This is a genomic window from Nocardia caishijiensis NBRC 108228 (assembly GCF_001612825.1).
Lineage (GTDB): Bacteria > Actinomycetota > Actinomycetes > Mycobacteriales > Mycobacteriaceae > Nocardia > Nocardia caishijiensis.
In genome coordinates this window covers 16140-42126 of sequence record NZ_BDBE01000016.1, presented here as the reverse complement: position 1 = coordinate 42126, position 25987 = coordinate 16140, and the positions used below count along the sequence as shown (strand labels likewise).

Genomic DNA, 25987 nt, shown 5'->3' with positions numbered 1-25987 from the left:
GTGATGTCGGTCTGTGATCCCGAAGAACTGCGAACCCTGTTCCTGTTCGAAAAGCTCGACGACACACAGCTTTCCGAGCTGTGCGCGGCCGGTCGCATCGAATACGTCGATCCGGGGCCGGTGTTCCTCGAGGGACAACCCGCGACCTGCTTCTACGTGCTCATCGACGGCGAGGTGACGCTGACCAAGCTCTCGGGCGGGGTGGAGGTGGAGACCAACCGCACCGACCAGCGCGGCGTGTACGCGGGCGCGTGGACGGCGTATCTGGGCGACAAGGCCGAACCGAACTACAACGGGTCGATGTACGTGCTGCGCCGGTCCCGATTCCTGGTGCTCGACGCGGCCGACTTCTCCCGCATGATGCACGCCTGGTTCCCGATGGCGGTGCACCTGCTCGAGGGTGCGTTCTTCGGTGGGCGGCGGTCGAGTCAGCGCATCGCCGAGCGGGAACGGCTGGTGGCGCTCGGTTCACTGTCGGCGGGCCTCACCCACGAGCTCAACAACCCCGCCGCGGCGGCCGTGCGCGCCACCGCCGGGTTGCGTGAGCGGGTGGCGGGCATGCGGCACAAGCTCAAGATGATGGCCGAGGGCAGGTTCCCCACCGAGGCGCTGGTGCACCTGGTCGAGTTGCAGGAGCAGGCCGCCGAGCAGGTGGCCAAGGCGCCGGATCTGTCGCCGCTCGAGGCGGCCGACCGCGAGGACGCCCTCGCCGACTGGTTCACCGACGAGGGCATCGCCGACGGCTGGAACCTGGCGCCCACCTTCGTGCAGGCCGGTCTCGACGTCGACTGGCTCGAGGGCGTGAAGGCGACCCTGCAGGCCTGCCACGCGGACGTGTTCGAGGGCGCCGTGCGCTGGCTGAACTACACCATCGAGACCGAACTGCTGCTCGACGAGATCGTCGATTCCACCGGCCGCATCTCCACCCTCGTCGGTGCGGCCAAGCAGTACTCACAGATGGACCGGGCGCCGTATCAGGTCGTGGACCTGCACGAACTGCTCGATTCCACGCTGGTGATGCTCAACCGCAAGCTCGGCGACGGTGTGCGCGTGGTCAAGGACTACGACCGCGCGCTGCCGCCGGTGCCGTGCTTCGCCGCCGAACTCAATCAGGTGTGGACCAACCTGATCGACAACGCCGTCTACGCCATGAACGGCGCGGGCACCCTGACGGTGCGCACGTATCGCGAGAACGATTGCGTGGCCGTCGAGATCGGCGACACGGGCCCCGGCATCCCCGAGGACTCGCGCAGCCGCATCTTCGAACCGTTCTTCACGACCAAACCGGTCGGTGAGGGCACCGGTCTCGGTCTCGACATCTCGTTCCGCATCGTGGTGAACAAACACGACGGCGACATCCGCGTCGACTCCGTTCCCGGCGACACGCGGTTCACCGTGCGCCTGCCGTTGCAACCCGCACAGCAGGCGCCCACCGGGTCGTAGGGTTCCAAGCACGCCGAGAACCGGCGCCAGCCGCCAATGTCACGGAGGTCAGCATGGCAGAAGGAATCGATCCAACTGTGCCGCCGAGTGGGCCGGGGTGTGCCGAATGCACCGAGGCCGGTGGCTGGTGGGTGCACCTGCGCCGGTGCGCGCAGTGCGGGCACATCGGTTGCTGTGACAGCTCGCCGAGTCAGCACGCCACCCGGCACTACGGCAGCACCGGGCATCCGTTCACCCAGAGCTACGAGCCCGGCGAGGACTGGTTCTGGAACTTCGCGACCAACGAGATGTACGAGGGCGGGCCCGAACTCGCGGCGCCGACGAGTCATCCGGCCGATCAGCCCGTTCCTGGCCCGGCGGGCCGGGTTCCCGAGAACTGGCAGTCACTGATCCACTGAGGTCAGGGCGTCATCCCGGCGGCCTCGGCCACGGTCTTGTCGGCATTGCCCGGTGCCAGGCACACCAGCTTGGCGGTGCCGAGCGCCACGTTCGGGCTGCCCTCGAACGGACCGCCGGGGTTGTCGGCGAGGATCTGCTCGATGACCCGCGTCTGCGCGTCGTTGTCGAGCGACTTGAATTCCGAACAGGTGACCTGCGAACCGCTCGCGGCTGCCTTGGACGTGGTGGTGGCCGGTGCCGTTGTGCTCGCGGGCGTGCCCTTGCGCAGGCCGGAGGCGTCGGTGGCTTCGTCGGTGGAGCCGCAGGCGGCCAGGATCAGGGTGAGTGCCCCGGCAGTCGCGACGACGGAAGAGATTCGGTTCATCTGCTGGTTTCCCCGGTGGATCGCGGCACCGGCACATCCGGTGCGTCGGGTGCAGCGTACAGACTCCGACCTTGGGATGAGCCAATCGATCGCTGATCGTCCACGGCGGTGGGGCCGGGCAGCGGGCAGAATGGCACGGTGGCTGAACTTTCGCTGACCGCTCGCCTCAATCCGTCGGCCGCCGACGCCCGGCGCGGGGTGGTTCGTCTGCACCCGGAGACGCTCACGGCGCTCGGCCTACGGGAATGGGACGGCATCGCGCTGATCGGCGCGCGCCGGACGGCCGCGGTGGTGGCCAAGGCACCCGCGGGCAGCCCGCCCGGAGTCGCCCTCCTCGACGACGTGACCCTGTCGAACGTGGGGCTGCGGGAGAACGCCGCGGTGACCGTCGCCCCGGTGACGGTGTTCGGCGCCAAGCAGATCTCGCTGAGCGGGTCGGCGCAGGCGATGGCGAGCATCCCGGCCGCCACGCTGCGCCAGGCCCTGCTCGGCAAGGTGGTGACCGTCGGCGACACGGTGTCGCTGCTGCCGCGCGATCTCGGCCCCGACATCAGCTCGGCGGCGACCACCCAGGCGTTGGCGCGCACGTTCGGGATCGCTTGGACCACCGAGTTGCTCACCGTCACCGCGATCGATCCACGGCCGGGCCCGGTGAGCGTGCAGCCGAATTCGGCGGTCGGCTGGGGTAGCGGCGCGGCGGCGGTGCAGCACGCGGTGGAACGCGACGGCGGCACCCTCGACGCCGCGCTCGAGGCGCCGACGACGAGTGCGGGCAACCCGCCGGTGCCCGTGGAGGATCTGGCCGGGGTGCAGAGCCAGGCGGCCAAACTCGCCGAATGGCTGAGCCTGGCGCTCGACGAGCCGGAACTGCTGAAAACCCTCGGCGCACCGGCACACCTGGGTGTGCTCGTCACCGGCCCGGCCGGGGTGGGCAAGGCGACGCTCGCCGAGGCGGTCGCGGCACCGCGGCGGGTGGTCGTGCTCGACGGGCCGAGTGTCGGGGCCAGCGAGAGCGGTGCGCGGTTGCGCGCGGTGGCCGAGGCGGTCGCCGACATCGCCAGCGGACAGGGCGGGGTGCTGATCGTCACCGATATCGACGCCCTCCTGCCGCTGGAGGCCGAACCGGTCGCCACCCTCATCCTCGACCAGTTGCGGGCCGCCGTCCGCGCCCCACGGGTCGCGCTGCTGGCCACCACCGCCCATCCGGCACAGGTGGATTCGCGATTGCGGGCACCCGACCTGTGCGACCGCGAACTGGCTCTGCCGCTGCCGACCGCACTGGTCCGCCGCGCGCTGCTGGAACAACTGCTGCGCAAGGTGCCATCGGGCAAGCTCGATCTCGACGTGATCGCCTCGCGCACACCGGGTTTCGTCGTCGCCGACCTCGCCGCACTGTGCCGGGAGGCGGCGGTACGCGCGGCGGGCCGGGCCAGCCGCGAACAGGCCGACCCCGAACTCACCCAGGACGACCTGCTCGGCGCGCTCGATGTCATCCGACCGCTGTCGCGTTCGGGGACCGAGGAATTGGCCATCGGCTCACTGGATCTCGACGACGTGGGCGACATGGTGGAAACCAAACAGGCACTCACCGAGGCGGTGCTGTGGCCGCTGCGGCATCCGGACTCGTTCGCCCGCCTCGGCATCGACCCACCACGCGGCGTGCTGCTCTACGGCCCGCCCGGGTGCGGCAAGACCTTCCTGGTCCGGGCATTGGCAGGCACCGGTCAGCTCAGTGTGCACGCGGTGAAAGGCGCTGAGCTGATGGACAAGTGGGTCGGTTCATCGGAGCGGGCGGTGCGCGAACTGTTCCAGCGGGCCCGCGATTCGGCACCGTCGCTGATCTTCCTCGACGAGGTCGACGCGCTCGCCCCACGCCGGGGACAGAGCAGCGATTCGGGCGTGTCCGACCGCGTGGTCGCCGCCCTGCTCACCGAGCTCGACGGCGTGGAGCCGCTGCGCGATGTGGTGGTGCTCGGCGCGACCAACCGGCCCGAACTCATCGACCCCGCCCTGCTGCGCCCGGGCAGGCTGGAACGGCTGGTGTTCGTTCCGCCGCCCGACGCGGCCGCGCGACTCGACATCCTGCGCACCTCGGGTCGCTCGGTCCCGCTGGCCGACGACGTCGACCTGGCCGCCCTGGCCGACGACCTCGACGGCTACTCGGCCGCCGACTGCGCCGCCCTGCTGCGCGAGGCCGCCCTCGCGGCACTGCGGCGCGATATGGCCGCCGCCGATGTCACCGCCGGGGACGTGGCCACCGCCCGTCGCACCGTGCGGCCCTCGTTGGATGCCGCGCAGGTCGAATCGTTGCGGGAGTACGCGCGCGATCGGGGATGAACCGCCCCTGGGGGCCGACTTCCCAGGTCGCGCGTGTTTCGCCGGTATCGTCGGAACCGTGCCCAGGATCGGTGATGGTCTGGATGCGGTGACGGCGTTCGCGGGTGCCGCGGTCGCGGGCATGGCGCTGTTCCTGCCGTTCACCTTCCGCACCACCGCCGCTTCGGCGCTCGATTCGCCGTATCGGGTCACCAGCCTGGTCAACGGCGTGCCCCGGGCCGCGGCGCTCGGGCTCATCGTCGCGGTGGTGGTCGCGGTGCTGGTTCGTCCGCTCACCCGGCCAGGACTGGTCTGGCTGACCGCCACCTGCGCCACCGCTGCCCTGGCCGTGAACTACTACATCGGCACCCTGATGACCTCGGCCGACGTGCTGACCACACAGAACTACATCGACAGCATCTGCGGGGGCGCGGCCTACGGCGCGCTCGGCATCTGCTCGTTGCGAATGCGCTGGCCCGCGGTCGGTTTCGCGGTCGGAACCATCGTGGTGTTCGTCTACGGCGAGGTCGTCGCGATCTTCACCTCGAACTCGGCACAGGCCGACAAGTCCGCGCACAGCCCCACCTGGCTGGTGCTGTGCGCGCTGGTCCTGCTCGCGGTGACCACCGTGCGCCACCAGCACGGTGTGATCCTCGGCGCGCCGCCCCGGCTGGCCGCCGACCTGCCGATCGCGCCGATCATCGCGGCGACGCTGCTCGCCCTGACCCTGCTGCTCACCACCGAGTGGCTCTCGGGCGAATTCGACGGACGGCGGGCGAGCACGGCACAGGTGGGTCTGGCGGTGGTCCTCACCGTTGCCGCCGCCTTCGCCACCGCCCTGCTGCTCCCCGATCGCGACGGCGCCGCCGTGCTGCTCGCGGTCAGCCTGGCCGCCGTGGCCGACTCGCTCGGTGACGCACCGAGCCTCGGGTGGAATCTGCTGGTGGTGATCGCGGTGGTGGTGGCCACCGTGCTGGCCGGGCTGGCCCGCCCGTCGCCGTGGCCGGTGCTGTTCGGTGCGGCCACGATCGCGATCTTCTCGCTGTTCACCGACAATGTCGGCTGGACCGTCACGTGGACGATCGGCACCGGGTTGCTCGCCGCTGTCGCCGGGTACGGTTTCGCCTCGGTGCGGGTGAGCTATCTGCCCAGCGCGGTGCTCGCCCTCGGTGCGCTGTATCTGCCGTCGATCCTGTGGGCCATCCCCACTCGCCTGCGCAACTGGCCCGCGGGCGGGGTGAACGCCGACGACCGGACCCCCGGATTCGCGGCGCTGGCCATCACGCTCGGTGCCGCGGCGGCGCTGGCGCTGTTCTACCGGGTCAGGCCGCCCGCACCGGCGCCCAGGTCATAGCCGAACCGGAGCCGACATGGCGGACGCGACAGTGTCGGTACCGCCGCAGACCGTCGGCGCGCCCGTAGGATCGGGGCTCGCTACTCGCCAGAAACCCGGAGGCGCGCTTGCTCGCTGTCCTGCTCGCTCACGCATCGGCCGCGCTGGCGGCCCCGCTGTGTGTGCGAGTGCTGGGCCGCAACGCTTTCTATCTGCTGGCGCTCGTTCCGCTCGGCAGCCTCGGGTGGGTGATCGCGCACTGGGGCACCACCGTCACCGCCAGCGTGCGCTGGGCGCCGCAGATCTCGATGGACATCGACCTGCGCTTCGATTCCCTCGCCGCGGTGATGTGCGTGCTCGTGTTGGGGATCGGCGCGCTCATCCTGGCCTATTGCGGTCGCTATTTCGACCGTGACGAGGCACGGCTCGGGGTGTTCGCGGCCGAACTCGTCGGCTTCTCCGGCGCCATGTTCGGTCTGGTGACCAGCGACAACATGCTGGTGCTCTACGTGTTCTGGGAAATCACCACGGTGCTGTCGTTCCTGCTGGTCGGCCATTACGCCGAGCAGGCCGCGAGCAGACGCGCCGCGTTGCAGGCGCTGCTGGTGACCGCGGCCGGTGGGTTGGCGATGCTGGTCGGCATCGTCATCCTCGGACTGCGCTACGACAGCTTCCTGCTGTCGGACCTGCTCGCCCGCGAGTCGCCACCCGACGGGATCGCGGTGTCGGTGGCGGTGGTGCTCGTGCTGATCGGGGCGCTGAGCAAGTCGGCGATCGTGCCCCTGCACTTCTGGTTGCCCGGTGCGATGGCCGCGCCGACACCGGTGAGCGCCTACCTGCATGCCGCCGCGATGGTGAAGGCGGGCGTGTACCTGGTGGCTCGGCTCGCGCCCGCCCTCGCGCAGACACCACCGTGGCATGCCTTGGTCCTGCCGTTGGGGATCGTGTCGATGCTGCTGGCCGGGTGGCGAGCCATGCAGGTGCACGACCTGAAACTGTTGCTCGCGTTCGGCACGGTGAGCCAACTCGGGCTGCTCATCACCATGATGGCGGTCGGCACCCCCGACGCCGCGCTCGCCGGGCTGGCGCTGCTGGTGGCGCACGCGCTGTTCAAGGCGTGCCTGTTCATGGTGGTCGGGATCATCGATCACGGCGCGGGGACCCGCGATCTGCGCCGCCTGTCCGGGCTCGGCCGTCGGGCGCCGGTGCTGTGCGCGGTGGCGGCGACGGCGGCGATCAGCATGGCGGGGTTGCCGCCGATGCTCGGGTTCGTCGGCAAGGAGTCCGCGTTGAGCGCGGTGTGGTCGGCGCAGGTGCTCAGTCCACCGGTACGGGTGCTGCTGCTCACCGGCATCGCCGCCGGATCTGCCCTGACCGTCGCCTACAGCGCGCGGTTCGTGTGGGCCGCGTTCGGCACCAAGCCCGGTGTCGCCACCGGGTGGCACGCGCCGGGGCCGCTGCTGCTCGGCCCGCCGGCGGTGCTGGCGGTGGCCGGGCTCGCGGGTGGGCTCGGCGCCGGTGTCGTCGACGAGTGGCTGAGCCCGTACGCGAAGACTCTGCCCGGCGTGCTCGACGGGGCGCTCGCGCTGTGGCACGGCTTCACCCCCGCCCTCGCGCTGACCGCTGTCATCGTGGCGGTCGGCGTCGCTTTGTTCTTGGTCCGCAACCGGATTCACGAACCGGCCCGCCCCCGTCTCGGTAATGCCGACCGAGGTTACGACGCCGCGCTGCGCGCGATGGACCGGCTGTCGCTTCGACTCACCGGTGTGGTGCAGTCCGGTTCGCTGCCCGCCAGCCAGGCCTTCATCCTCGGCACGCTCATCGTGCTGCCCGCCGTCATGCTCGCGACCGGCACCCGCACCGGAGTCGCACTGCACCTGTGGGATTCACCGTTGCAGGCGGTGATCGGGGCGATCATGATCGCCATGGCGCTCGCCGCGACGGTGCTGCGCAACAGGTTGGCCAGTGTGCTCGTCGTCGGGGTGACCGGCTACGGCTGCGGCGTGATCTTCGCACTGCACGGCGCACCCGACCTCGCCCTCACCCAATTCCTGGTCGAGACACTGACTCTGGTGATCTTCGTGCTCGTGCTGCGCGGGTTCCCGGCCGAGATCACCGACGGTTACGCCGCCGCGTTCCAGGTCCGTCGGGCACTGCTGGCGATCGCGGTCGGCGTCACCGTGACGGTGCTCGCCGCCTTCGCCTCCGCCGCCCGGCACAGCGAACCGATCTGGCGCACCATCCCCGACGCCGCCTACCGGGTGGGTGGCGGCAAGAACGCGGTGAACGTCCTGCTCGTCGACATCCGCGCCTGGGACACCCTCGGCGAGATCTCCGTCCTTGTCGTCGCCGCCACCGGTGTGGCCTCGCTGGTGTTCCGCAGCCGCCGCTTCGGCAGCGCACCCCGCGCCGCCGACGCACCGGACTACAACCCCGACGCCGTGAGCTGGTTGCCCGCCGCCCGGCTGCTCGACCGCCGCGAGCGGTCGATGGTCCTACAGATCACCACCCGACTGCTGTTCCCGACCATCATGGTGCTGTCGGTGTACTTCTTCTTCTCCGGCCACAACGCACCGGGCGGTGGCTTCGCCGGTGGCCTGCTCGCCGGGCTGGCCCTCACCCTGCGCTATCTGGCGGGTGGTCGCTACGAACTCGGCGAAGCCCTCCCGGTCGACGCGGGACACCTCCTCGGTGCTGGCCTGATCCTCGCCGCCGGGACCGCGACGACCTCGCTGCTGCTCGGGGCGCCGCCGTTGTCCTCCGCGATCATCGAGATCACCGTGCCGGTACTCGGACACATCAAGCTCGTCACCGCCCTGTTCTTCGATCTCGGCGTGTACCTGGTGGTCGTCGGCCTCACCCTCGATGTGTTGCGCAGCCTCGGCGCCCGCCTGGACAAGGAGATCGTATGAGCGCCAACCTCGTTGTGCTCCTGACCATCGGCGTCCTCACCGCCTGCGGGGTGTACCTGCTGCTCGAGCGAGTGGTGTCGAAGATGCTGCTCGGCATCATCCTGCTCGGCAACGCGGTGAACCTGCTCATCCTCACCATCGGCGGCGGTCCGGACGGCAACCCACCGGTGCTGTCGGGCTCGGACACCTCCCCCGACGGCATGGCCGACCCGCTCGCCCAGGCGATGGTGCTCACCGCCATCGTCATCACGATGGGTCTGGCCGCGTTCGTGCTCGCCCTCGCCTACCGCGCCTACCGGCTGACCACCACCGAAGACGTCCGCAACGACCCCGAGGACACCCAGGTCGCCGCCCGGCGCGAAAGCGAGGACCCGGCCGAATGACCCTCTCCCCGCAGCTGCTCCCCGACCTCGCGGCCCTGCCGGTGCTCGTCCCGCTGCTCGCCGCCGCGATCACCCTGATCTTCGGGCGCCGTCCGCGCATCCAGCGGCTGGTGTCGACGGTCGCGCTGTCGGGTGTGCTCGTGATCAGCGCGGTGCTGCTGTATCTCGCCGACCGCGACGGCACGACGGCGGTGCAGATCGGCGGCTGGCCGACGCCCATCGGCGTCACCCTCGTCGTCGACCGGCTCAGCGCGGCCATGCTGCTCGTCTCCGCGTTCGTGTTGTTGCTGGTGTCGATCTACGGTGCGGGCCAGAACATCTCCGACGGCGACGAGAACCAGCCGACCTCGATCTACCGGCCCACCTACCTGGTGCTCACGGCCGGTGTGTCGATGGCCTTCCTCGCCGGTGACCTGTTCAACCTGTTCGTCGGCTTCGAACTCCTGCTCGCCGCCTCGTTCGTGCTGCTCACCGTCGGTGCCACCGAGGAACGCATCCGCACCGGCATCGCGTACGTGATGGTGTCGATGGTGTCGTCGATGATCTTCCTGATCGGCATCGGGCTCACCTACGCGGCCACCGGCACCCTGAATCTCGCGCAACTGGCCGTCCGGCTCGAAGCAACCCCGCAGGGGGTGCGCACCGCCTGCTACGCCGTGCTGCTCGTGGCCTTCGGGATCAAGGCGGCGGTGTTCCCGCTGTCGAGCTGGCTGCCCGACTCCTACCCCACCGCGCCCGCGCCGGTGACGGCCGTGTTCGCGGGCCTGCTCACCAAGGTCGGGGTGTACGCCATCATCCGGACGCACACACTGTGGTTCCCGGACGGCGCGTTCGACGACATCCTGCTGGTGTGCGGGCTGGCCACGATGGTGGTCGGCATCCTCGGCGCGATCGCCCAGACCGACATCCGCCGTCTGCTGTCGTTCACCCTGGTGAGCCACATCGGGTACATGATCTTCGGCATCGGGCTGGCCGGTTCGGCCGGGCTCACCGGTGCGGTCTTCTACGTGGCCCACCACATTCTGGTGCAGACCGCCCTGTTCCTGGCCGTCGGTCTGATCGAGCGCCAGGCCGGGTCGGTGTCGCTGCGCCGCCTCGGTGGGCTCGCCTCGGCGAGCCCACTGCTCGGACTGCTGTTCCTGATACCGGCACTGAATCTCGGTGGTATCCCACCTTTTTCGGGGTTCATCGGCAAGGTGACCCTGCTCGAGGCGGGCGCGGCCGACGGCAGCGTGCTGGCCTGGGTACTCGTCGCCGGATCGGTGCTCACCAGCCTGCTCACCCTCTACGCGGTGGCACGGGTGTGGGGCAAGGCCTTCTGGCGCCCGCGCGAGGAGGCACCCGAAGGTCATCTCAGTGCCGCGAAACCGCCGACCCTGGTGGAGGATTCGACGGATGTGCAATACGAGGACCGCACCGATCCCGGCCGCATGCCCGTCCTGATGGTGCTGGCCACCGCAGGCCTGATCACCGCGGGACTCGCGCTCACCGTGTTCGCCGGACCCGTGCTCGGCATCGCCGAACGTGCCGCGAGCGACCTCGACGATCCGGCGGTCTATATCCAGTCCGTCCTCGGCAGGCAGGAGCCGCGATGACTGTGCTGCGCCGACTCCTCAACCGGGAGAACGCCTTACGCCTCGGCGTACTCGCCTGGCTGACCGCCGTCTGGGTCGCCCTGTGGGGTGACCTGAGCGCGGCCAACGTGCTCGCCGGTGGTGTCGTCGCGCTGATCGTCGTCTTCGCGTTGCCGCTGCCGCTGGTCCCGGTGGCCGGGCGCTTCCATCCGCTGTCGTTCGTCGCGTTGATCGCCGTGGCGACCTATTACGCGCTGGAATCGAGCGCGCAGGTGGCCTGGTTCGCCATTCGGCCCTCCGGCCCGCCGGTCTCCGGTGTGCTGCGGGTTGCCCTCGGCATCCAGTCCGACCTGGTGCTCGTGATCTGCACCGACCTGCTCAATCTCATCCCCGGCACCATGGTGCTCGAGATCGACCGGCAGCGGTGCGTGGTGTACGTGCACGTGCTCGACGTGGGCAGCGACAAGTCGGTCGCCGCCTTCTACCGCACCACCCGGCGCCTGGAACGCCTCGTCATCGATGCCTTCGAACGACCAGGTGATCGACGTCGACGATCGGAGGTACGGGTATGACCGTTGTCGCCGTCATCGCGGCGGTGCTGCTGTCGTTCGCCGCGATCGGCACCGCGTACCGCGTGCTGGCCGGGCCGAGCACCCTCGACCGGGTGGTCGGCATCGACTCTTTGATGGCCATCGCCGCGTCCGGGCTCGCGGTGTGGGCGGCCTACAGCAACGACACCACCGTCGTCCCGGCGATCGTCGCGCTGGCTCTGGTCGGTTTCCTCGGTTCGGCCGCGGTGACGCGCTTTCGCGTGCGGGACGACCGATGACCGGCTTGGAGTGGGTGTCGGCGCCGCTGATCGTGCTCGGCTGCGTGCTCGCCTGCACCGCCGCGCTGGGCATCGTCCGTTTCCCCGATACCCTCACCCGCATGCACGCGGCGACGAAACCCCAGGTGATCGGCCTGATCCTGGTCCTCATCGGCACCGGGATCGACCTGCGCGGCGACGCGAACGTGTGGATGCTGATGCTGGCCGGACTGTTCACCGTGATCACCGCGCCCGTCGTCGCGCACCTGCTCGGGCGCACCGCCTACCGCGAGCAACGCCACCGCGACGGCCTGTTGCGCGTCAACGAACTCGGTGACGAGGCGGACTGACTACACCCGAACGACAGCGGCTGTCCGGTCCGGCGCGGCGGCGAACCAGGTCAGGTGGAACGCGACGGCGACCGCCGCGAGCAACCCGATCACGACGGCACCGGCGAGCACCGGGTACTGCGCCATCTCCACCGCCAGGTACCGGTAGCCGAACAACAGCCCGGCGAACACGGCCGAACCACCGACGACCATCCGGATCCGGGCCGCGTCCCAGCCGCGCTCGGGGGCGCGCAGCGCCGACTCGACGGTCAGGCACAGCACCACGCCCGCCACCAGGTCCACGCCGTAGTGGTAGCCGAAGCCGAGCGTCGCGGCCACCGTCGCGGCGAGCCAGAACGCGCCGCCCCAGCGCAGCCAGGCGGGCGCGCGGGTGCCGTCGACATCGCGACGGGTGTGGATGAACAGCGACAACGCCCACGCGGTGTGCATCGACGGCATGCAGTTGCGCGGGGTGAATTCGTCGAACGGCAACGGCGCCGGGCTCTGCCCGATCGGCGGCAGCGCCGAGGGCCAGAAGTTGCCGAGCTGGAAGCCATTGCCGTCGGCGCCGAAGGCGAACATCGGACCGACCACGGGGAACAGCACATAGAACAGCGGCCCGACCAGCCCGAGCACCAGGAACGTGCGAACCAGATAGTGACTCGGCCACACCCCCGTGGTGACCACCCCGCGCAACTGCCACACCGCGACGACGATCGCCGCCACGGGCAGCTCGATGTAGACCCAGTGCAGCACCGCGTACACCTCCGGCCCGAGCACCTCGAGCACCCGGCCGACCACCCACGACGGATCGCCGAGCGCGTGATCGGCGAGCAGCAGGTATTCGTCGAGAACCGTGGGATGCACCGCCGAGGTGACGTGCAACCACACGTCGCCCACCTTCGTCGCCAGGATCAGCAAGGCACCCAGTGCCGCGGCCTTCAACGCGTCGGTCCGTTCGCGGCCGTGCCAGCGCACCGCCGCGATGAGCACAAGAGCGGTGAGCACGATGGTCGGCCCGTTGCCGACGGTGAACGGTTTACCGTCGAGCAGCCGCAATGCGACGAACACGGCGTCGATCCCGATCGCGGCGCTCACCGCGAACACCCGCCTGCGTGCCGAGACACCCACCAGCGCGAGCACAAGACCCGCCCACGGAACCGACATCGATTTGGGCGTCCCGATGTAGTCGCGCGCCAGGCTCGCGAGTGGCCCTTCGAAGCCGCTGATCGACGCCGCGATCTGCAGCCCGATCAGCAGCGCGAGGACCGCCGACACCGCGAGCGCGGCGAGCGTCCCCGGTTCGCGCAGACGGGAACCGAGGGTGGCACCCCCCGAAGCAGCACGCGGATGTTCGACAAGCATCCACCCATCGTAAACGGCGGGTTAACGCCACCGAGCCGGGCAGTTGAACGCTACTGATCCAGCTCGCGCACCAGCGAGTCGACCACCGCGACGAGATCGCCCTGCGATTGCGCGGCAACACGACGTTGACGCTGGTAGGAGGCACCGTGGCGCGGTATCTCGGCCACGGCCGCGAGCTCGTCGGCGCAGCCGAGACGGCGCGCGGTCGGCTCCAATCGGGTGAGCAGGTCCATCAGATCGTCTGTGACCAAACGCTCATTGCTCGCGTCGTCGACGATCACGATGGCGTCGAGTCCGTAGCGCGCGGCCCGCCACTTGTTCTCCTGCACATGCCAGGGCGGCAGGGTCGGCAGGTCCTCGCCGTTGTCGAGCCGCTGTTCCAGATCGACAACGAGGCAGTGGATCAGCGCGGCCACCGACGCGAGTTCGGCACGGCTGGACAGCCCGTCGCACACCCGGATCTCGATGGTCCCCCACTTGGGCGCGGGCCGGATGTCCCAGTGCATGCCGCCGAGCTGTTCGAACACACCGGTTTTCATCTGGTCGTGCACGAAACCCTCGAACTGGCGCCAGTTCTCGAACTGGAACGGCAGGCCCGCGGTGGGCAGCTGCTGAAACATCAGCGCGCGGTTGCTGGCATAGCCGGTGTCGTCACCGGACCACATCGGCGAGGACGACGAGAGCGCGAGCAGATGCGGGTAGGACAGCAGCAGCGAGTTCAGGATGGGAAAGACCTTGTCGCGGTGGGAAACTCCCACATGCACGTGCACACCCCAGATGAGCATCTGACGGCCCCACCACTGGGTGCGCTCGATCAGCTCGTCGTAATGCGGTGAGCGCGTGAGCTGTTGGGCCGACCACTGGGCGAACGGGTGGGTGCCCGCGCAGAACAGATCGACCCCGAGCGGGTCGGCCGCGCGACGCACCGCCTCCATCGTGGTGCGCAGGTCCTCGACCGCGCCGCCGACGGTCTCGTGCACACCGGTCACCAGTTCGACCGTGTTGCGCAACAATTCCTTGGTGACCTGCTGCGTTCCGTCGTGGGCGCGCAGGTCGCCGACGGCATCGAACACCGCCGAGGCGGTGTTGGACAGATCGCGGGTCACCTTGTCGACGAGCGCGATCTCCCATTCGATGCCGATCGTCGGCCGGGGCGAACCGCGAAACGGCACCGGCTGAATTGCCCCGGCCATCAGCGGGTCTCGCTAACCGACGACGCCGCAGGCCACTCGGGCACCCGCGTCACCGGTGGACAGGGTGGTCTCGTCGGGGCCGGTGCCGCCTTCCCGGGTGTAGCGCGGCGGGATGTTGCCGAAGTTGTCGGCGCCCGCGTGCACGATCAGGGCCTTGCCCTTGATGTTGTCGAGGGTGACGCTGTCGGTGCGGGTCACCAGCTTGGCCGTGCCGTCGGCACCGACCTGCAGCGAGGTGAGGTCGCCGCTGGCCGGGTGCGCGGTGGCCGGGCCGACCTGCAAATGCCCACCGGCGGAGGTGAAGTCGCCCTCGCAGGTGCCGTTCTGATGGAAGTGCAGACCGTGGAAGCCGGGGGTCAGGCCGCGCGCCTCGACGGTGACGACCAGGTGGCCGCCCTCGGCGACGATGGTCGCGGTGCCGACACCGGCGCCCGCGCCGTTCTTCAGCTCGGCCTTCAGGCCGCCGCTCGAGGCGCCGTGGTCGTCGCCGTGCGCGCCGGGTTCGCCGGTCGCCGAGGGGGCGGGATGGCCGGTGCCGTGGTCGCCGCCACCGTCCGCGGGGGCGGACGCGCCGGTCCACACGGGCGGCGTGGTGCCCTTGACGTCACTCGACTCCTGGCTGTTGGTGCAGGCGGCGAGCCCGAGCGCGGCGACCGCGACAACCGGGGTCACAATGCGCCAGGACGGGCGACGAGTGGACGAGGGGGCCATCAGGGGACTCCTTATCGGACTTGGGCAGTACCGCTGAAGATGATGCCACAGCGCGGACACGGCCTGCGGCACCGCGTGCCGTGCCGGTTCAGCGCCCTGTCAGGACGACGACCACACCGGGTGTGCTGTCGCCGGTCTTCGGGGCGACGGTTCCACCGACCTGCGCGGCGATCTCGGCGGCCGCGGCTTCCTCGCCCGGCCCGGAGCCGTAGTACACGGTGGTCGCCGTCAGGTTCGCGCCGCTGTAGTTACCGGTGCTCACATTGGTCCACCCCGCCGCGCCGAGCTCGCTCGCGGTGCGCGCGGCGAGACCGGCGACGAGGCTGTTGTTCAGCACACGCACGGGAATGGCCTTGTCGCCGGACGCGGCCGCGGGCGGGTTCGTCGTGGTCGTGGTGGTGGTCGGCGCCACGGTCGTGGTCGTGGTCGGGGCGGCGGCCGCGCTGGTCGTGGTCGGCGCGGCCGTGGTCGCCGGGGCCTGTGCCACCGCGCTCGAAGTGGTGGTCTCGGTCTGCTCGACCGGATCGGCCGCCTCGGCACCGGAATTCGACAGCGACATCGCACCCAGACCGGCGAAGACGATGGCCAGCGCGATCAACACCATCGCCAGCGCGCGCAGCGGTGGGCCGCCGGGGGTGGGATTCGGGTTGCTCACCCGCGCAACCCTAGTCGCATCGAACCGGATGTGGTTCCCATGTCAGACCTGGAATCCGAGTCGGCGCGCGGCACGGGCCTTCTGCCTGCTCGCACGCAACCGGCGCAGCCGCTTGACCAGCATCGGGTCGGCCGCGAGTGCTTCTTCCTTGTCGACGACAGCATTGAGCACCTGGTAGTACCGGGTGGCCGACATCGAGAACAGTTCGCGGATCGCGTCTTCCTTGGCGCCCGCGTACTTCCACCATTTGCGTTCGAAGTCCAGGATGTCGAGCTCACGGCGACTGAGGCCGGTGCCTTCGTCGCCGGCCGAATCCTGGGGGATGTGCCGAGCCGCTGCGCCGTCCATCTTGCTCCCTCGCCGAGTATCACGAGATGAAAATGACGCTTGCACGTCGCGGATCATTCAACCATGAGCCGCCCCGATCCTTCGACCGCTGCCCCGGCGTGTTGACTGAGGGCCAGTAGGAGTGTCGCGACGCACAGGGGCCGCCGCCCGCGCGTGGCGATACCGCGGCGATAATGGCGACCATGGCAATTCTCCCGATCGTGATCGTCGGTGACCCCGTTCTCCATACCGCTACCGCCCCGGTGACGGAGACCCCGGCGGAGCTGGCCGGGCTGATCGCGGACATGTACGAGACACTCGAGGCCTCGCGCGGCGTCGGCCTCGCGGCCAACCAGGTCGGGGTCGGCAAGCGGCTGTTCGTCTACGACTGCCCCGATGTCGATGCCGAGGGCAATCAGATCCGCCGCACCGGCACCGTCGTCAACCCGGTACTCGAGACCTCCGAGATCCCGGAGACCATGCCGGATCCCGATGACGACGACGAGGGCTGCCTGTCGGTCCCCGGCGAGCAGTTCCCCACCGGCCGCGCCGACTGGGCACGGGTCACGGGCACCGACGAGCACGGCGAACCGGTCACCCTCGAGGGCACCGGATTCTTCGCGCGCATGCTGCAGCACGAGGTGGGCCACCTCGACGGCTTCCTCTACGTCGACGTACTGATCGGCCGCAACGCGCGCGCCGCCAAGAAGGCCATCAAGCGAAACGGCTGGGGCAAGCCGGGTTTGAGCTGGGTACCGGGCACCGTCCCCGACCCCTTCGGCAATGACTGACATACCCCTCGGCCGCCGGGTGGTGATGCGGTATCAGCTGCCCGCGGGTTATCCACAACCGCTCACGGATGTGATCGGTGAATTGGTGTCGATGTCGCCGCCTTCGGTGCGCACCGCCGAGGGCGAGGTGGTTTCGGTCGCGCCGGATCGGGTGGTCGCCCTGAAAGCATTGGGGCCGAGGCCGATTCGGACCAAGGAGATCCGGTCGCTGGAGACGGCGGCGGCGGGCGGTTGGCCCGGTGTCGAACACACGTGGATCGACGGCTGGCTGGTCCGCGCGGGCAACGGATACACCGGCCGGGCGAATTCCGCTGTGCCGCTCGGCGAGTCGGGCGTGCCCGCCACCTTGTCGATCGAGACGACGCACCGGATCGCCGACTGGTACACCGCGCGCGGTCTGCCGCTGCTGCTGCAACTGCCCGACCGGCTCGCTCCGGTTCCGCCCGGCTGGAACAGCTGGAGCGAAACCGTGGTGCTCGGCCTCGACATCTCGAACTTCGTGCTGCCCCAGGGCCCTTCGATGGTTCGCGTCGCCGCACAACCGGACGAGGGCTGGTTGCGCACCCACCGCTACCGTGGCGAGATCCCGCTCGACCCGGCCGTTCGCGAACCCGACCGCGACGTGCTCACCGCCGTCCTCGACGGCACCGTCGGCTTCGCCACCCTCGGTGTGCCCGACGCCCTCGCCATCGGGCGCGGCGCGGTGACCACGGCGCCGGACGGCCGACGCTGGGTCGGCCTCACCTGCGTCGCCGTGGCCGCCGCGCACCGCCGCAACGGCCTGGCCACCCTGGTCTGCGCCGAGCTGATCCGCTGGGGCGCCGACCAGGGTGCCACCCACGCCTACGTCCAGGTCGAAGTCGGCAACGCCACCGCACTGGCCCTCTACCGCGAACTCGGCTTCATCGAACACCACTCCTACCGCTACGCAGCGCTGAGCTGAACAGCGGCTGGCGCCGCTGTTCGTGGCCCTGTAACCTCGATTCTTCCCTCCCTCCGGGCACTCCTTCGTCGCACCCTCCGGTCAGTCCAGAATCGAGGGCGGGCCACGACCCGGTTGATCCCGCCGGAAAGGACCTCGCACGTGCGTCTGGCCACTTGGAATGTGAACTCGATCCGCTCCCGCGTCGACCGGGCGACGGCGTTGCTCGACCGCCACGACATCGACGTGCTCGCGCTGCAGGAAACCAAGTGCCGCGACGATCAGTTCCCGTTCGAGCAGTTCGAGGCGGCCGGATACGAGGTGGCCCATATCGGGCTCAATCAGTGGAACGGTGTGGCCATCGTGTCGCGGGTCGGGCTCGACGATGTGGCGGTGTCCTTCCCCGACCAGCCCGGTTTCGACAAGAACGCGGGTGACTCGCTGCTCGACTCGCCGGTGGTCGAGTCCCGCGCGATCGGCGCGACCTGCGGTGGGGTGCGGGTGTGGAGCCTCTACGTCCCCAACGGCCGCTCGCTCGCCGATCCGCACTACGCCTACAAACTCGAGTGGCTCTCGACGCTGCGTGCCGACGCCGCGCGGTGGCTCGCCGACGACCCCTCGGCCCGGATCGCTCTGGTCGGCGACTGGAATATCGCGCCGACCGACGACGACGTGTGGAATCCGAAGCTCTTCGAGGGCAAGACCCACACCTCCGCACCCGAGCGGGCCGCCTTCCAGGCGATGCTCGACACCGGCTTCCGTGACGTGATGCGCCCGTTCGCGCCCGGCCCGGGCGTCTACACCTACTGGGACTACACCCAGCTGCGTTTTCCCCGCAAGGAGGGCATGCGCATCGACTTCGTCCTGGCCTCCCCCGCCCTCGCGGAGCGGGCCAAGGACGCCTTCGTCGACCGCGAGGAACGCAAGGGCAAGGGTGCCAGCGACCACGCACCGGTGATCGCGGAGTTCACCGACTGAGCGTTGTCCACAGCGGTACCGTGAGGTCAGGAATATCCGACCCGCGGGAGGTTGTGCATGTTCTACCGGTGTGTTGGGGCGGTGCCGCCCAAGCGGCACACGCAGCATCGCGATGAGCGGGGCAACCTCTACTACGAGGAGCTCATGGGCGAGGAGGGGTTCTCCGGAGACTCCTCACTGCTCTATCACCGGGGCCTGCCACCCGCCATCGTCGACTCGACGGTGTGGGACCTGGGCGATCAGTCGCTGACACCGAATCATCCACTGCGCCACCGTCACCTGCGATTGCCCGATCTTTTTCCCGGCGACACCCCGGCCGCCACCGATCCGGTGACGGGCCGTCGGCTGCTGCTGGCGAATGCCGATGTGCGGATCTCCTATGTGGTGGCCGAGGCGGCGTCCCCGCTGTACCGCAATGCCATCGGCGACGAACTGGTGTACGTGGAATCCGGTGCGGCGGTGGTGGAGAGCGTGTTCGGCAGCGTGCCGGTGCACCAGGGCGACCAGCTGCTCATGCCGCGCGCGACAACGCACCGCTGGCTGCCGACGGGTGGAGCACCCTTGCGCGCGTATGTGATCGAGGCATCGAGCCACATCACCCCGCCCAAGCGGTACCTGTCGAAATTCGGTCAGCTGCTGGAGAACTCACCGTATTGCGAGCGCGACCTGCACGGGCCGACGACGCCGTTGCTCGCCGAGGGCACCGACGTGGAGGTGCTGGTCAAACATCGTGCCGGAGCGGAGGTGATCGGTACCCGGTTGACCTATGCCACTCATCCTTTCGATGTAGTCGGCTGGGACGGTTGCCTGTATCCGTTCACTTTCGACATCGCCGATTTCGAGCCGATCACCGGCCGCGTACACCAACCGCCGCCGGTGCACCAGGCTTTCGAGGGCATCAACTTCGTGATCTGCAATTTCGTCCCGCGCAAGGTGGATTACCACCCGCTCTCGATTCCGGTGCCCTACTACCACTCGAATGTGGACTCCGACGAAATCATGTTCTATTGCGGCGGAAACTACGAGGCGCGCAAGGGTTCCGGGATCGCACAGGGTTCGGTGTCAGTGCATCCCGGCGGGTACGCGCACGGCCCGCAACCCGGCGCCTACGAGCGCAGCATCGGTGCGGAGTTCTTCGACGAGCTGGCGGTGATGGTGGACACCTTCCGACCGTTGCAGCTCGGCGAGGGCGCGCTGGCCTGCGAGGATCCCGGGTATGCGTGGACCTGGTCGGGGCGTGGGCCGCGGTGAGCGGGCGGTGGCTTCGGGTGGAGGTGGCGCCGGATTCGCTGTTCGGGCCGGAGAACATGCCCTACGGCGTGTTCGCTCCGCCGGGTGGAACCTTCCGCGTCGGTGTGCGTCTCGGCGATATGGTCCTGGATCTCGCCGCACTGCTCGGTGATCCGGTCTTCGCCCGTCCCGATCTCAATGCCTTTCTCGCCGCCGGACCCGCCCGGTGGGGTGGCGTTCGTGCGCGGTTGCGCGAATTGGCCGATACCGCGTTGCCGGTCGAGGTCGTGTACCCCGTGGGTTCGGTGCGGATGGCATTGCCGGTGACGCTCGGCGATTACGTCGATTTCTACGCGAGCATCGACCACGCGACGAATCTGGGCAGGCTGCTGCGGCCCGACAGTGAACCGTTGCTGCCGAATTGGCGTCATCTGCCGGTGGGATATCACGGGCGAGCAGGCACCGTCGTGGTTTCCGGAACCCCCGTGATCCGTCCCCGAGGGCAACGCCGGACCGATTCGGGTGCACCGGAATTCGGCCCGTCACAGCGGCTCGATATCGAAGCGGAATTAGGGTTCGTGGTCGGCACCGGGTCCACGTCGGGAGTTCCGGTCGGTGTCGACGATTTCGCCGAGCACGTCTTCGGGGTCGCGCTGGTGAACGACTGGTCCGCGCGCGATATCCAGGCCTGGGAGTACCAGCCGCTCGGGCCGTTCCTCGGCAAGTCCTTCGCGACTTCGCTGTCGGCCTGGGTCACGCCGTTGGCCGCGTTGGCACAGGCGCGGGTGCCGCTGCCGACCCAGGAACCGGAACCGCTGCCGTACCTGCGTGGCACCGCCGACCACGGCCTCGATATCGACCTGGCGGTGTCGTGGAACGGGCACATCGTCAGCCGACCGCCGTACGCGCGGATGTACTGGTCACCGGCGCAGATGCTGGCCCACCTTACCGCCAACGGCGCTTCGATCCGTCCCGGCGACCTCTTCGCCTCCGGCACCATCTCGGGTCCGGAACCTACCCAGCGCGGCTCGTTCATCGAATTGTCCTGGGGCGGTAAGGGATCCATCTCCCTGGGCGAGGAAACCCGAACGTTCCTCGCCGACGGCGACGAGGTCACCATCACCGCCACCGCCCCCGGTACCGCCGGGCGCCCCATCGGATTGGGCGAGGTCAGCGGGCGGATCCTGCCCGCGCGTCAGGCATGAGGCGCGGCAAGCCATGAGAACTCGGGTCTTCTACCGCCCCTTGCGCATCGATACGGTGACCCGATGAAATCGACGATCGCCGCCGTAACCGGATTCGCCCTGATCACCCTGGCTCAGCTGCCCCTGGCGGCACCAGCCTCCGCATGCGGGCCCTACCCGGTGCCCTGCGAACCGAGCTCGGGCCAACAGGTCGGCGACTTCTTGTCGCGGCTGGCCCAGACCTTGCTCAGCGGGTCGTCGGCAGCACCGTAGCGGCTGAAGCATCCACCCAGGGGCGGAGATGGTACTCCGTCGGCGTCCACCCTGAGACGGTATCGGGCGGAAATGTTGCCGGGATACGGTGGCAACTCGATACTTCTACCAGAGGGTGCCGAGGATGTTGACGAGAATCGCCCGTATCGCAGTCGGCCGACCGCGCCTGATCGTCGCGGTCGCGCTGCTGCTGATGATCCTGTGCGGCGCGATCGGCGCCACCGTGCACTCACACATGAAATCGGGCGGATTCGTCACCGAGGATCTCGATTCGGTGCGGGCGAGCCAGTACCTGAGCGAACATTTCCCCGGCAGCGAGCCGAACTACGTCCTGCTCGTCACCGACCCGGTGTCGGTCGACTCCCCCGACGCGCGCGCCGCCGCCGATTCGGCCGTGGCCGCGCTGCGCACCTACCCCGAGATCAGCGGTGTGCAGTCGTACTGGACCTCGCGCCCCGACCTGAAACAAGCGCTGCGCAGCAAAGACGGCAAACGCGCCCTCATCCTGGCCAGCATCGAGGGTGACGATGCCGAGCTGCCGGACCGGGCGGGCAAGATCAGCAAGGCCCTCCAGGACGACGACGGTCCGGTCACCATCCAGGCGGGCGGACTGGCCGCCTCGTTCTCCGATATCAACACCCAGATCAGCAAGGATCTGATCCTGGCCGAAGCGATCGCCATTCCGATCACCGGTCTGCTGCTGGCGCTGGTGTTCGGCAGTCTCGTCGCGGCCGCCCTGCCGGTGGCGATCGGCCTGTTCGCGATCGCGGCGGCGCTCGGCATCCTGCGCGTGCTCACCGCCGTCACCGACGTGTCGATCTTCGCGCTCAACATGACAACCGCGCTCGGACTGGCGCTGGCCATCGACTACAGCCTGTTCATCGTCAGCCGCTACCGCGAGGAGCTCACCGGCGGTTCCACCCCCACCGAGGCGGTGATCCGGTCGATCCGCACGGCGGGACGGACGGTCGTGTATTCGGCGCTGGTTGTCGCGCTGTCGCTGTCGGCGCTGCTGGTGTTCCCGCAGTACTTCTTCAAGTCGTTCGCCTACGCCGGAATCGCGGTGGTCGCGGCGGCCACCGCCGCCGCCGTCATCGTGCTACCCGCGCTGCTGATGCTGGTCGGTCACCGAATCGACGCCGGTGACCTGCGCAAACCCGCCCGCAAGCTGTTCCGGCTGCCGCCGCGCGAGGAGAAGCAGCCGCAGCAGACCTTCTGGTACCGGCTGGTCACGGCGGTGATGAAGCGGCCGCTGCCGATCGCGCTGGCCACCACCGCGTTCCTGCTGCTGCTCGGTTCGCCGTTCCTCGGCGTGCAGTTCGGCTACCCGGACGACCGCTCGCTGCCCGCCGGTGTCGCCAGCCGCGAGGTCGGCGACGTGCTGCGCACCGAATTCGATGCCGACATGGCGTCGAGCGCGACCGTCGTGCTGCGCGACTTCCGTGGCAGTCCCGCCGAACTGGATGCCTACGCGCGCGAGCTCTCCACGGTGCCCGATGTCCCTGCGGTGCTGAGCAGCGCCGCCGTGTACCGCAACGGCCTGCGGGTGGCGGCGGGGGTGCCGGAGATGTCGGACCCGTCGGCGGGGGCGTACCTGTCGGTCGCCACACGACTCGACCCCTATTCCGACGCGGGTCGCGACCAGCTCGACACGATTCGCGCCGTCCCCGCACCCACCGAAGCACTGGTCACCGGACCGGCCGCGCTGAACCAGGATTCCGTTGCGGCCATCACCGGCAAGTTGCCGCTGGCGGGCGCCCTGATCGCGATCACCACATTGGTGCTGTTGTTCCTGTTCACCGGCAGTGTGGTGCTCCCGGTGAAGGCGCTCGCGCTCAATATCCTGTCGCTGGCGGCCACCTTCGGCGCGATGGTGTGGATCTTCCAGGACGGGCACCTGTCCGGGCTGCTCGGTTTCCAAGCCACCGGCACGCTCAATCTGGCCATGCCGATCCTCATGTTCAGCCTGGCCTTCGGCGCGTCCATGGACTACGAGGTGTTCCTACTCTCCCGCATCCGCGAGGAATGGCTGGCCGGACCCAAGACCACCGAGGGCAATACCGAGGCGGTCGCCATGGGTGTGGCCCGCACCGGGCGCATCTTCACCGCCGCCGCGCTGCTGATGAGCATCGTGTTCCTCGGCGTCGCCACCTCCGGTGTGTCGATGATGAAGCTGTTCGGACTCGGCTGCGCGCTCGCCGTCATCAGCGACGCGACGGTCATCCGCGGCCTGCTCGCCCCGGCCCTGATGCGGATGATGGGCACCTGGAACTGGTGGGCGCCCAAGCCACTGGCCAAGCTGCACAACAGGTTCGGATTGCACGAGGCCGACGACGAGCCGACCGCCGAACGTCCACACCTCGAGAAGTCCTCGGCATAGTCCGATCGCCGGGCGGGTCGCCCCGCCCGGCGGGTATCGTCGGCGGCGGAGAATTTCACATCAACACGGGGGCTCGCACCAGCGGGCTGAGAGGACGGCTAGCCCTTTTTCGGGCGATCAGGGCCGTCGACCGTATGAACCTGACCAGGTAATGCTGGCGTAGGGAGGACTGTTCATGGGCACAGCCACGTCGTCGAACGGCAACACCGCTGGAGTCGACACCGTCACCACCGGACCCATCCAAGGCAGCGTCAAACACTACAAAGAGGTCGACGGTCTGCGCATTCCCGTGCGCCGGATCAACCTCACCAACGGCGACCACTTCGACGTCTACGACACCTCGGGGCCCTACACCGACGACAGCGCGGTGATCGACCTCGAGGCCGGTCTGCCGAAACTGCGCGACGAATGGGCCAAGCCGCAGGTCGACGGTCCGCCCACCCAGCTGCACTGGGCTCGCCAGGGCATCGTCACCGACGAGATGCGCTTCATCGCCGCCCGCGAGGGTGTCTCGGCCGAACTCGTGCGCGAGGAGGTCGCCGCCGGGCGCGCGGTGATCCCGGCCAACCACAACCACCCCGAGCTCGAGCCGACCATCATCGGCAAGAAGTTCCTGGTGAAGATCAACGCCAATATCGGCAACTCGGCGGTTTCGTCGTCGATCGCCGAGGAGGTGGAGAAGATGGTGTGGGCCTCGCGGTGGGGCGCCGACACCATCATGGACCTGTCGACCGGCAAGAACATCCACGAGACCCGCGAGTGGATCCTGCGCAATTCACCGGTCCCGATCGGGACGGTGCCGATTTACCAGGCGCTGGAGAAGGTGAACGGCGACCCGACCAAGCTCACCTGGGAGCTGTACCGCGACACCGTGATCGAGCAGTGCGAGCAAGGCGTGGACTACATGACCGTGCACGCGGGCGTGCTGCTGCGCTACATCCCGCTCACCGCCAAGCGCGTCACCGGCATCGTCTCGCGCGGCGGGTCCATCATGGCCGCGTGGTGTCTGGCGCATCACCAGGAATCGTTCCTGTACACGCACTTCCGTGAACTCTGCGAGATCCTCGCGAAGTACGACGTCACCTTCTCCCTCGGTGACGGCCTGCGCCCCGGCTCCATCGCCGACGCCAACGATGAGGCCCAGTTCGCCGAACTGCGCACCCTCGGCGAACTCACCAAGATCGCGAAATCCTATGGCGTGCAGGTGATGATCGAAGGCCCCGGGCACGTGCCGATGCACAAGATCGTCGAGAACGTCCGCCTGGAAGAGGAACTCTGCGAAGAGGCACCGTTCTACACCCTCGGCCCGCTGGCCACCGATATCGCGCCCGCCTATGACCACATCACCTCGGCCATCGGCGCGGCCATCATCGCCCAGGCGGGCACCGCCATGCTCTGCTACGTCACCCCGAAGGAGCACCTCGGCCTGCCCAACCGCGACGACGTGAAAGTCGGCGTGATCACCTACAAGATCGCCGCCCACGCCGCCGACCTCGCCAAGGGCCACCCGCACGCCCAGGACCGCGACAACGAATTGTCCAAGGCCCGTTTCGAATTCCGCTGGCACGACCAGTTCGCGCTCTCGCTCGACCCGGACACGGCTCGCGAATACCACGACGAAACCCTGCCCGCCGAACCCGCCAAGACCGCCCACTTCTGCTCCATGTGCGGCCCGAAGTTCTGCTCCATGCGCATCTCCGCCGACGTCCGCGAATACGCCGAGAAGCAAGGCCTCACCGACGTCGCCGCCATCGAAGCGGGCATGGCCGAGAAGTCCGCCGAATTCGCCGACCACGGCAACCAGGTCTACCTCCCGGTCGTCTCCTGACCGCAGCACCAGCCCCCGAAATCCACCCCAGGATTTCGGGGGCTGTTGCTACTCCCCGCGATCCGTAGGGTGCCTTGCATGTCCACCCGCACCAAACGCGTCATCGCCGGGGCCGCCGCAGCCGCCGCCCTCTCCCTCGCCGCACCGATCGGTTCGGCCCACGCGGCCGCGCCGGTCGCCGGATCGACCGACATCGGCTGCACCTCGACCGACATCAACCCCTGCCCCATCCGCCCCCTGCTCGACCTGCTCACCCTGGTGACCAGCGGTTCAGCATAGGGAGGCCATC

The 25987-nt window shown here is 69.0% G+C and carries 25 protein-coding genes; 19 read left to right on the top strand and 6 right to left on the bottom strand.

Going from position 1 to position 25987, the window contains the following annotated elements:
* The first annotated feature begins 3 nt into the window (after positions 1-3).
* Positions 4-1443, top strand: coding sequence for an ATP-binding protein (locus NC7_RS04265; RefSeq protein WP_067979068.1), 1440 nt, complete (start codon positions 4-6; stop codon positions 1441-1443).
* Positions 1444-1496: 53 nt separating this feature from the next.
* On the top strand, positions 1497-1841 hold the full coding sequence (locus NC7_RS04260) for a UBP-type zinc finger domain-containing protein (RefSeq protein ID WP_067979066.1): 345 nt from the start codon (positions 1497-1499) through the stop codon (positions 1839-1841).
* A 2-nt stretch (positions 1842-1843) separates the two neighbouring features.
* Here the strand turns inward: NC7_RS04260 and NC7_RS04255 are convergent, their stop codons facing one another.
* Positions 1844-2206, bottom strand: a complete 363-nt coding sequence (locus tag NC7_RS04255) for a hypothetical protein (RefSeq protein ID WP_067979063.1) — start codon at positions 2204-2206, stop codon at positions 1844-1846.
* Between the two features lie 138 nt (positions 2207-2344).
* Here NC7_RS04255 and NC7_RS04250 point away from each other — a divergent pair, with 138 nt between their 5' ends.
* From NC7_RS04250 to mnhG, 8 genes are all read left to right on the top strand, one after another.
* Complete coding sequence (locus NC7_RS04250) at positions 2345-4543, top strand: AAA family ATPase (RefSeq protein ID WP_067979192.1); 2199 nt, start codon at positions 2345-2347, stop codon at positions 4541-4543.
* A 58-nt stretch (positions 4544-4601) separates the two neighbouring features.
* Positions 4602-5876, top strand: a complete 1275-nt coding sequence (locus NC7_RS04245) for a hypothetical protein (protein ID WP_157101835.1) — start codon at positions 4602-4604, stop codon at positions 5874-5876.
* A gap of 107 nt (positions 5877-5983) precedes the next feature.
* Positions 5984-8767, top strand: a complete 2784-nt coding sequence (locus tag NC7_RS04240) for a Na+/H+ antiporter subunit A (protein WP_067979056.1) — start codon at positions 5984-5986, stop codon at positions 8765-8767.
* Complete coding sequence (locus NC7_RS04235) at positions 8764-9150, top strand: Na(+)/H(+) antiporter subunit C (RefSeq protein WP_067979054.1); 387 nt, start codon at positions 8764-8766, stop codon at positions 9148-9150. The genes NC7_RS04240 and NC7_RS04235 overlap by 4 nt, the downstream gene beginning before the upstream one ends.
* Positions 9147-10745 (top strand): Na+/H+ antiporter subunit D, encoded by a 1599-nt coding sequence (locus NC7_RS04230; RefSeq protein ID WP_067979050.1) that lies wholly within the window; start codon positions 9147-9149, stop codon positions 10743-10745. The genes NC7_RS04235 and NC7_RS04230 overlap by 4 nt, the downstream gene beginning before the upstream one ends.
* Entirely contained in the window at positions 10742-11296 is a 555-nt protein-coding gene (locus tag NC7_RS04225; RefSeq protein ID WP_067979048.1) for a Na+/H+ antiporter subunit E, read from the top strand. The genes NC7_RS04230 and NC7_RS04225 overlap by 4 nt, the downstream gene beginning before the upstream one ends.
* Positions 11293-11553 (top strand): monovalent cation/H+ antiporter complex subunit F, encoded by a 261-nt coding sequence (locus NC7_RS04220; RefSeq protein ID WP_067979045.1) that lies wholly within the window; start codon positions 11293-11295, stop codon positions 11551-11553. Before NC7_RS04225 ends, NC7_RS04220 begins: the two co-directional genes overlap by 4 nt.
* Positions 11550-11882, top strand: coding sequence for a monovalent cation/H(+) antiporter subunit G (gene mnhG / locus NC7_RS04215; protein ID WP_067979042.1), 333 nt, complete (start codon positions 11550-11552; stop codon positions 11880-11882). Before NC7_RS04220 ends, mnhG begins: the two co-directional genes overlap by 4 nt.
* Here the strand turns inward: mnhG and NC7_RS04210 are convergent, their stop codons facing one another.
* The 5 genes from NC7_RS04210 to napA all read right to left on the bottom strand — a co-directional run bounded on the left by NC7_RS04210 (position 11883) and on the right by napA (position 16133).
* A complete protein-coding gene (locus tag NC7_RS04210) occupies positions 11883-13226 on the bottom strand; it encodes a phosphatase PAP2 family protein (protein ID WP_084457925.1) in 1344 nt (447 codons plus the stop codon). It abuts the gene before it with no gap.
* A 50-nt stretch (positions 13227-13276) separates the two neighbouring features.
* A complete protein-coding gene (locus tag NC7_RS04205; RefSeq protein WP_067979039.1) occupies positions 13277-14419 on the bottom strand; it encodes a glutamate--cysteine ligase in 1143 nt (380 codons plus the stop codon).
* Between the two features lie 12 nt (positions 14420-14431).
* Positions 14432-15130 (bottom strand): superoxide dismutase[Cu-Zn], encoded by a 699-nt coding sequence (gene sodC, locus NC7_RS04200; RefSeq protein WP_067979037.1) that lies wholly within the window; start codon positions 15128-15130, stop codon positions 14432-14434.
* A gap of 88 nt (positions 15131-15218) precedes the next feature.
* Positions 15219-15785, bottom strand: a complete 567-nt coding sequence (locus NC7_RS04195) for a LytR C-terminal domain-containing protein (protein ID WP_067979033.1) — start codon at positions 15783-15785, stop codon at positions 15219-15221.
* Between the two features lie 42 nt (positions 15786-15827).
* Positions 15828-16133 carry a nucleoid-associated protein NapA gene (gene napA / locus NC7_RS04190; RefSeq protein WP_067979032.1) on the bottom strand — a complete coding sequence of 102 codons (306 nt, stop codon included), beginning with the start codon at positions 16131-16133 and terminating at the stop codon, positions 15828-15830.
* Between the two features lie 182 nt (positions 16134-16315).
* On the opposite strand from napA, the gene NC7_RS04185 reads away from it, so the two are divergent.
* From NC7_RS04185 to NC7_RS04145, 9 genes are all read left to right on the top strand, one after another.
* A complete protein-coding gene (locus tag NC7_RS04185; protein WP_067979187.1) occupies positions 16316-16903 on the top strand; it encodes a peptide deformylase in 588 nt (195 codons plus the stop codon).
* On the top strand, positions 16896-17846 hold the full coding sequence (locus NC7_RS04180) for an N-acetylglutamate synthase, CG3035 family (protein WP_067979029.1): 951 nt from the start codon (positions 16896-16898) through the stop codon (positions 17844-17846). The genes NC7_RS04185 and NC7_RS04180 overlap by 8 nt, the downstream gene beginning before the upstream one ends.
* A 141-nt stretch (positions 17847-17987) precedes the next feature.
* Positions 17988-18803, top strand: coding sequence for an exodeoxyribonuclease III (locus NC7_RS04175; RefSeq protein ID WP_067979026.1), 816 nt, complete (start codon positions 17988-17990; stop codon positions 18801-18803).
* Between the two features lie 57 nt (positions 18804-18860).
* Entirely contained in the window at positions 18861-20054 is a 1194-nt protein-coding gene (locus NC7_RS04170) for a homogentisate 1,2-dioxygenase (RefSeq protein WP_067979023.1), read from the top strand.
* Positions 20055-20110: 56 nt separating this feature from the next.
* The gene (gene fahA / locus NC7_RS04165) at positions 20111-21238 is read left to right on the top strand and encodes a fumarylacetoacetase (RefSeq protein ID WP_067979184.1); all 1128 of its coding nucleotides are present in this window, start codon (positions 20111-20113) and stop codon (positions 21236-21238) included.
* A 63-nt stretch (positions 21239-21301) separates the two neighbouring features.
* Entirely contained in the window at positions 21302-21490 is a 189-nt protein-coding gene (locus tag NC7_RS04160) for a hypothetical protein (protein ID WP_067979020.1), read from the top strand.
* Between the two features lie 124 nt (positions 21491-21614).
* Positions 21615-23870 (top strand): MMPL family transporter, encoded by a 2256-nt coding sequence (locus NC7_RS04155; RefSeq protein WP_067979017.1) that lies wholly within the window; start codon positions 21615-21617, stop codon positions 23868-23870.
* 175 nt (positions 23871-24045) lie between these two features.
* A complete protein-coding gene (gene thiC / locus NC7_RS04150) occupies positions 24046-25698 on the top strand; it encodes a phosphomethylpyrimidine synthase ThiC (RefSeq protein ID WP_067979181.1) in 1653 nt (550 codons plus the stop codon).
* A 78-nt stretch (positions 25699-25776) separates the two neighbouring features.
* Complete coding sequence (locus NC7_RS04145; RefSeq protein ID WP_067979016.1) at positions 25777-25977, top strand: hypothetical protein; 201 nt, start codon at positions 25777-25779, stop codon at positions 25975-25977.
* Positions 25978-25987: the final 10 nt, after the last annotated feature.